The organism is Gilliamella sp. wkB292 (genome assembly GCF_001690235.1).
GTDB lineage: Bacteria > Pseudomonadota > Gammaproteobacteria > Enterobacterales > Orbaceae > Gilliamella > Gilliamella apicola_F.
In genome coordinates, this window is record NZ_LZGO01000084.1 from 1 (window position 1) to 7581 (window position 7581).

At 33.7% G+C, this 7581-nt stretch carries 5 protein-coding genes; 2 read left to right on the top strand and 3 right to left on the bottom strand.

Features of this window, described 5'->3' with window-relative positions:
• Positions 1-399, bottom strand: a 399-nt coding sequence (locus A9G09_RS12455) for a hypothetical protein (protein WP_141671599.1), incomplete at its 3' end; no start/stop codon positions are given.
• Positions 400-859: 460 nt separating this feature from the next.
• On the opposite strand from A9G09_RS12455, the gene A9G09_RS12460 reads away from it, so the two are divergent.
• Positions 860-1960: a hypothetical protein gene (locus A9G09_RS12460; RefSeq protein ID WP_065635162.1), complete on the top strand. Its 1101-nt coding sequence runs from the start codon at positions 860-862 to the stop codon at positions 1958-1960.
• Positions 1953-2714, top strand: coding sequence for a DeoR/GlpR family DNA-binding transcription regulator (locus tag A9G09_RS12465; RefSeq protein ID WP_065635163.1), 762 nt, complete (start codon positions 1953-1955; stop codon positions 2712-2714). The genes A9G09_RS12460 and A9G09_RS12465 overlap by 8 nt, the downstream gene beginning before the upstream one ends.
• A gap of 37 nt (positions 2715-2751) precedes the next feature.
• Here A9G09_RS12465 and A9G09_RS12470 read toward each other — a convergent pair whose 3' ends face one another.
• Both A9G09_RS12470 and clpB read right to left on the bottom strand, forming a co-directional pair.
• A complete protein-coding gene (locus A9G09_RS12470) occupies positions 2752-3555 on the bottom strand; it encodes a Cof-type HAD-IIB family hydrolase (protein ID WP_065635164.1) in 804 nt (267 codons plus the stop codon).
• A gap of 876 nt (positions 3556-4431) precedes the next feature.
• Complete coding sequence (clpB, locus tag A9G09_RS12475; protein ID WP_065635165.1) at positions 4432-7002, bottom strand: ATP-dependent chaperone ClpB; 2571 nt, start codon at positions 7000-7002, stop codon at positions 4432-4434.
• Positions 7003-7581 lie beyond the last annotated feature (579 nt).

Sequence of the window (7581 nt, forward strand, 5' to 3'; positions counted from 1 at the left end):
ATTAACCGTAAATCCTTGTTTATTCGCTGCCAAATCGATATTTATCACTTCTGGCGCACTGCCTTCTATCGCTTTCGCTGTTGTTGTACTTAATGCTTGCACTGGATGAATCGTCAATAAAATAAAAAATATGAATAATGAGCTTTGAGTTAATTTCGATTGAATTAATTTAAAATAATCTATTACATATAAATTAGTTAACCAAATTTTGCTCGAAAAGTGTTTGAAGTGATATAAAAATTTTAAAGATGAAATAAAAGACTTAAAAGACGATAAGTGCGAGGATAAGTCGCTGGCCCGATGACTTTTTGTAACTAGACTATTTAATAATGCCCGATGCCCGATGCCCGATGCCCGATGCCCGATGCCCGATGCCCGATTAAGACCACATTTTAACATATTTTTACCAATCCTTGTAGTGAATATCTAAATTTTTCTTTAAAATTCATATGATTGAGTTTAATTTAATCATCAATTAATTTTGCTCTAAACCTTTAGTATCAATTTATACTAAAGTAATTTTAGCGTAATATATTAAGATAGTTAATTGAGTTTGTAATGAGCTTTTCAGTAAAGAATTGTTAAGTTCTCATTCAAATGGAGTGACATTTGTCTTTACTCTAGACGTTTAATTTTAATACTATCCTTGATAGATTCAGAGATAACATAATACAAAAATTAAAAAAATGATTTTACGTTGAAATACAGATATATTAATTTAGTTTATATCCTTTTGCATAAAAGCAGAATTACATTACAATTATTAAAATAGTTTGTAATATGTTGATAAAAACTTATTCCTTAATAACCCTATTATAACGAATGTTACATAGTCAACATTATTTAAGAGATAAAAAGCATGAGAAAAATAATATTACTTTTATTATTGATAGTATCTTCACCGGCATTTAGCACTATCTATGTTTATAAAGGTAATATTGCAGATAAACAAATGACTTTATATCTAGAACCGATAAGTCAAGCTTTTTGGGTTTATGATGATGATCCAAAACAGATACAGCATAAATTAAACTATGGATGTGAATTGAATAATTCCTGTTCACAGTTAACTAATCAAACCAATTTAGAACTTTATGATGCACACGATCTCTATATCGATCCTGACAATCAACAAATAAAAGCCAAAAACCAAAGTCACTATTTTATCTTTAATGATATTCATCTAACACAAAATCAAGAAACAACATTGTTAAATCGAACATTAAAGGGTTATTGGTTTAATGGCAGCAATAATCAACAATATCCGGTAAAACTTTCTCAACAATTAGTGATTGATAAAGATAGTAATACGCAATTTACTAATGTTGAATTATTACAATTAGCGTCAACTGATCATCACTATTTTACTGCGGTCTTTTCTAAACAAAAAATGGATAAAATTACACTAGTTGGCATTAACGTTTATGCGAAAAATAACCATCGGTTATTACAAAAAATCGAAAATTTAAACTATAGTGATAATGGTTTTATGAGCATCGACTTACAAGATATCAATTTTGATGGAATACTTGATTTAGCTATCAAAAAATACCGTTCAAGGCAAGGTGATAACTTGGATTATTATATTAATGATAAGGGAACATTTACACCAACCCATCTATGGGGTAGTAATATAGAGTTCAATCCCAAAGATAAATCTGCCATAGGTAGCAAAAATTGTTATGACGTGGATGATAAACAACAAAGGCTCCAGACTAAAATAGAAAGTTTTTATCAATACAAAAACTATCAATATATTTTTGAAAAAAATCGTTGTCAAATCATTAATATCGACAACAAAATCCAACGAAAATGTTTAGATGCCGAATATAATGCCTGTTTACTAAACCGCAATAATATCAATCGTGAAAATCCAAATGTAATTGGTGAAGATAATATACTGCACAAGAATATGGCGTGGGAAAAAGGTAAATTCATTGATGGAGTGATAGATGATTGATTATGATGCTTTTCCTGAACAACGACAATCTTATATTCAGCAGTTATTACAAGACAAAGGTCGAGTAGTCAATGCCGATTTAATTAAATTACTTGGTGTATCAGAACATACGATTCGCCGCGATTTACAAAAACTTGCGCGCAGTGGTATCTGCAAACGTGTTTATGGGGGTGCGGTCAGTCAATTAAAACAATCTGCAAGCTTTGAAACCAGAATGACTCAAAGCGTTAGTGAAAAATCATCGGTTGCTAAACGATGCGCTCAACTCATCAAAGCCAATTCTTGTATTTTTATTGACGCAGGTTCAACCTATTTGACAATGGCAAGTTATATTCCTGCAAATATTGAGTTGACTATTGTGACAAATTCCCCTCAAATCGCTTCACTACTTAGTAGTCGAACTCAGGGGGAGCTTATTTTACTTGGTGGAAAAGTGAATCCGCAAACCGGCAGCACCATGGGTGCAGATACGGTAAATCAGATCCGTAATATGGTCTTTGATCAAACATTTATTGGCGTATGTGGACTTGATCCACAAGCTGGATTAAGTGCTGTTTATTATGAAGATGCTTGTTTTAAAAAAGAGGTAATTGCCCAAAGTAATGAAGTTGTCGCCGCTGTAATAGCCGATAAAATGTTACAAATAGCTCGTTATAAAGTGGCAACATGTGAAGATCTTGATATCATTGTCGTCAGTCGAGAAACTAAAATTGAAGGTTTTGAGCATTTTGATTTACAGATAGAGGTCGCCTAATAGATTCGCTCGAAGGTCGACCGAATCTATTTTTTAGCTATTTTGCTTGTAGATTTAATATCAATTGAATTGTTTTCAAAACGGCACTATCAGTATTATAGCCAGTTATAAAATTTGCTTTTGCTTTCGTTTCTTCAAATGCATTACGCATGGCAAAACTATATTCAGCTTGTTCTAACAATTCAATATCGTTATAACCATCACCGAATGCCATAGTTTCGTTGACAGTTACGTTAAGCATTTGTTGTAATTTCTTGATAGTATTACCTTTATGCACATCATAATCGGTGATATCAATCCAATTTGCTTCTGATACAACAATATACACGTTATCCTCATAAGGGGTTAAATGCATACGCGTTTGAGGGCATTGACCTGTTTCATCATAGACCGTGATTTTAATAAAATCATCAGAAATTGAACTCAGTTCATCAACTTCAATAATGGAAGCATAAGAACCACGAACTTTTTGTTTTAATCTTGCTGGTAAATCCGATCGAATCACTGCCCCTTTTGCTGTACAGGCAATGATTACATGATCGGTGCTGGCTTGTTCCAATGTGTTGATAATACGTTGTCCCAAATCATTGGCTAAAAAGGAACGATAGACAAATTCTCCATTAAATTTAATTGCTGTAGCACTGTCGCCAACGATCCAAATATGTTGACTATAATCGCCAAATAGTTCCTCGACCCGCTCACACTGTTTACCGGTACACGCAACAAAATGGACATTCTCTTTTGTCATTTGCTTATACACTTTAGCAAATAGTTGACGATCATAATCACCTTGTTCGTTTAAAAAAGTCCCGTCTAAATCACTGATAATTAATTTAATCATATATTTTTCCTTTCATGCTAATAATGAATATTTTATCAATCTGATTTAGTATGATGCTTTATGATGCATTTAGCAAGATTAAATAATGCTTTTACTTTGAGCTTTATCAAAACACACTTGAAAAAGCCTTTTAGAAAATGATTAATAAATTATAAATTAATTAATAAGATGATAAGCATTAACAAGCAACTAAAGATGTAATAAACGTTAGCGAAAAACCAATTATCACCCGCCATATAAAAAGCATCAATATCGAGCATGACAAGCAATAAGATATTCAATTATAGAAAAGAGCCTGAATCGATACTTCAATATTCCGCTAATCAAACCGTGCTTATCAATGCTTGTTTACGGCTCATTAATCAAACCCAAAAACGGATAATAGGCAAAAAATAGTGCGTTAATTGAAAAATAGAACAACTGCATATCAATGTCGCCCTTTTAACAGTCAAAACATCGATTGGAACGATAATCTATTACGTCTAAATAAAATGCTCTTGATCTTTTGAAAATTAAAATAGCAAAAAAATTTTATATTACTACTTAGAATAAAACCTTTTTCATATTCGTTTCATAAGACATTAATTAAACCTGCTACACCGTTATTTGATACAGTTTCAAATTTAAAGAAAGGACAAAAGTTAAGTTCTCAGGTAATTTTTTTAAAGATAATGATATTTGTATTTATGAATCAAGCATGCGTTTAGAAGGTAAATTAAAAGAGCCTGAATATATCTTTAAATTTTCTCAAATCAGCCCTCTTTACTTAAAGAATTTTCAACAATAACGATTACTTTATAAATAAAAAAGCCTGAAAATAATTTCAGGCTTTTTATATGCTCACATTGTATTATTTTCAACAATATTCAAAATTGATTATTGTTTAGCTTCAATGTTATCCCCAACTAATTCCAAATGAATGGTTTTACCTGGCACAAGTTTACCGGATAGGATCTGTTGTGCTAATGGGTTTTCAATCTCTTGTTGAATTGCACGTTTTAATGGTCTTGCACCATAAATTGGGTCAAAACCAACTTTAGCAAGTTGCTCTAACGCTGCGTCAGAGATATCCAATTGATAACCGCGTTCATCCAAACGTTTTTCCACATGAGCCAATTGAATTCTAGCTATCGCTTTGATATTTTCTTGACCAAGTGGATGGAATACCACTGTTTCATCAATACGATTGATAAATTCTGGTCTAAAGTGTTTCGTTACAACGGTCATTACTAATGCTTTCATTTCGTCATAACTTAATTCAACATGACCTTGTATTAAATCTGAACCTAAGTTAGATGTCATAATAATCACTGTGTTTCGGAAATCAACAGTGCGCCCTTGTCCATCGGTTAATCGTCCATCATCTAATACTTGTAATAAAATATTAAAGACATCCGGATGCGCTTTTTCGACTTCATCTAATAAAATGACAGAATAAGGACGACGTCTTACCGCTTCGGTCAAATAACCGCCCTCTTCATATCCTACGTATCCCGGAGGTGCACCAATTAAACGTGCCACTGAGTGTTTTTCCATAAACTCAGACATATCGATTCTGACCATGGCATCTTCACTATCAAACATAAAGTTAGCTAATGATTTACAAAGCTCAGTTTTACCTACCCCAGTTGGTCCTAAGAATAAAAAAGATCCAATTGGTTTATTCGGGTCAGAAAGTCCTGCTCGGCTACGACGAATTGCATTCGCAACCGCGACAACGGCTTCGTCTTGACCAATCACGCGTTTATGTAATGCATCTTCCATATGCAGTAATTTATCTTTCTCACTTTCAAGCATTCTTGAAACAGGAATACCCGTTGATTTAGAAAGCACTTCAGCAATTTCATTATCGGTAACTTTATTACGCAATAACTTCATGGTTTTGCCTTCAAGCTGTGTTGCCGATGCTAATTTCTTTTCCAGCTCAGGGATCTTGCCGTATTGTAATTCAGACATTTTATTAAGATCACCAGCTCGGCGCGCTTGTTCTATCTCAGTACGTGCTTTTTCCAACTCAGCTTTGATTGTCTGAGTACCCGAAACAGCAGCCTTCTCTGACTTCCACTCTTCTTCAAGTGACGCATACTCTTTTTCTTTCTCAGCAAGTTCATCGTTTAGCATCTCAAGTCGTTTTTTACTTGCATCATCAGACTCTTTCTTAAGCGCTTGTTGCTCAAGTTTAAGCTGAATAATACGGCGTTCAAGTCGATCTAATGATTCAGGTTTTGAATCCATTTGCATACGAATACTTGATGCAGCTTCATCAATTAAATCGATCGCTTTATCTGGAAGCATACGATCGGAAATATAACGATGCGATAACGTAGCTGCTGCCACAATTGCTGGATCTGTAATTTGTACATGGTGATGCAATTCATAACGTTCTTTCAAACCACGCAATATAGCAATAGTATCTTCAACAGTTGGTTCAGCCACATAGACTTTTTGGAATCGACGCTCTAAAGCGGGATCTTTTTCAATATATTGACGATACTCATCTAAAGTAGTCGCACCAACGCAATGTAATTCACCGCGGGCTAATGCTGGTTTTAACATATTACCTGCATCCATTGCCCCATCGCTTTTACCTGCACCAACCATGGTATGAATTTCATCAATAAATAAAATGATGCGCCCTTCTTCTTTGGCTAAATCTTTTAAAACGGCTTTTAAACGTTCTTCAAATTCACCACGGTATTTGGCACCTGCAATTAACGCGCCCATATCTAAAGACAACACACGTTTATTACGTAAACCTTCAGGTACTTCACGGTTTACAATGCGCTGTGCAAGTCCTTCGACAATTGCGGTTTTACCCACGCCAGGTTCACCGATTAACACCGGATTATTTTTAGTACGACGTTGTAATACTTGAATTGTACGACGGATTTCTTCATCGCGTCCAATTACAGGATCGAGCTTACCTTGTTCAGCACGTTCGGTTAAATCGATAGTATATTTTTTCAACGCACCACGTTGATCTTCTGCACTGGCATCGTTCACGTTATCACTTCCTCTTATTTGACTGACGGCCTGATTTAATCTGTCTTTTGTAACACCGGATTTTTTAAGAATATCACCTAAACTGCCTTTTTCTTCTAAAGCAGCTAATATAAACAGTTCTGACGAAATATAACTATCGCCATTTTTTTGCGCTAATTTGTCACAAAGATTTAATACACGAACAAACTCTTGTGAAGGCAGCACTTCACCACCCACACCTTGTACTTGTGGCAATCGATCAATTGCTTGGGTTAGTTCTTGTTGCAAAGCAGCAACATTCGCTCCCGCTGCAGCCAATAATGGTTTGACACTGCTACCTTCCTGATTAAGCATTGCTGATAACACATGTACCGGCTCTATATATTGGTTATCTTTACCTAATGCTAATGATTGTGCATCAGCTAAAGCTTGTTGAAACTTGTTAGTGAGTTTATCTAACCTCATATTATTCTCTCCTGAGCAATAAATTTGGTATAAATGCATAAAACATTTAAACCATTTGCATGATCACTAAATAAGTGTGGAAGAGTAAATTTCAAGAGCTAAAAAAAAATTTTTTTATATGATTAAAATCAAAGTAAAAGTTAAAAATCATGAAATTACTTTCAAATAAAAATAACCTTATTCACGCCTGTTACAGACCAAGAAAAAACTAAGAAAAATTGAGTGATAAACGTTAATATTATTCGTTTAGCTGGGTAGACTAGCTTTTAGAATTTGTTGATTAGTTGTACTCTTACAACCTCATCAATTTGAATGAATAATTAATACCAGAAAACAATTAAAATTGTATAGAAAAGAATCATCATTAAGGAAAGCGGGGTTAAAATCAATGCGACTTGATACATTTTTACCAATTAACTAAATCGACAAAACACAACAATCGTTCTATACATCAATTATTGATACGACAACGTAAAGTTATTCTCAATTCTGAATACAATTTTAAGGACTGATGTATAAACGCATTAATTTTAATTAAAATATAATTTAGCGCTATTTTTTATAAAATCTGAAGTGGTA

Coding starts and splice junctions, on each gene's coding strand:
- A9G09_RS12460 (WP_065635162.1), top strand. CDS start 860: ATGAGAAAAATAATATTACTTTTATTATTGATAGTATCTTCACCGGCA.
- A9G09_RS12465 (WP_065635163.1), top strand. CDS start 1,953: ATGATTGATTATGATGCTTTTCCTGAACAACGACAATCTTATATTCAG.
- A9G09_RS12470 (WP_065635164.1), bottom strand. CDS start 3,555: ATGATTAAATTAATTATCAGTGATTTAGACGGGACTTTTTTAAACGAA.
- clpB (WP_065635165.1), bottom strand. CDS start 7,002: ATGAGGTTAGATAAACTCACTAACAAGTTTCAACAAGCTTTAGCTGAT.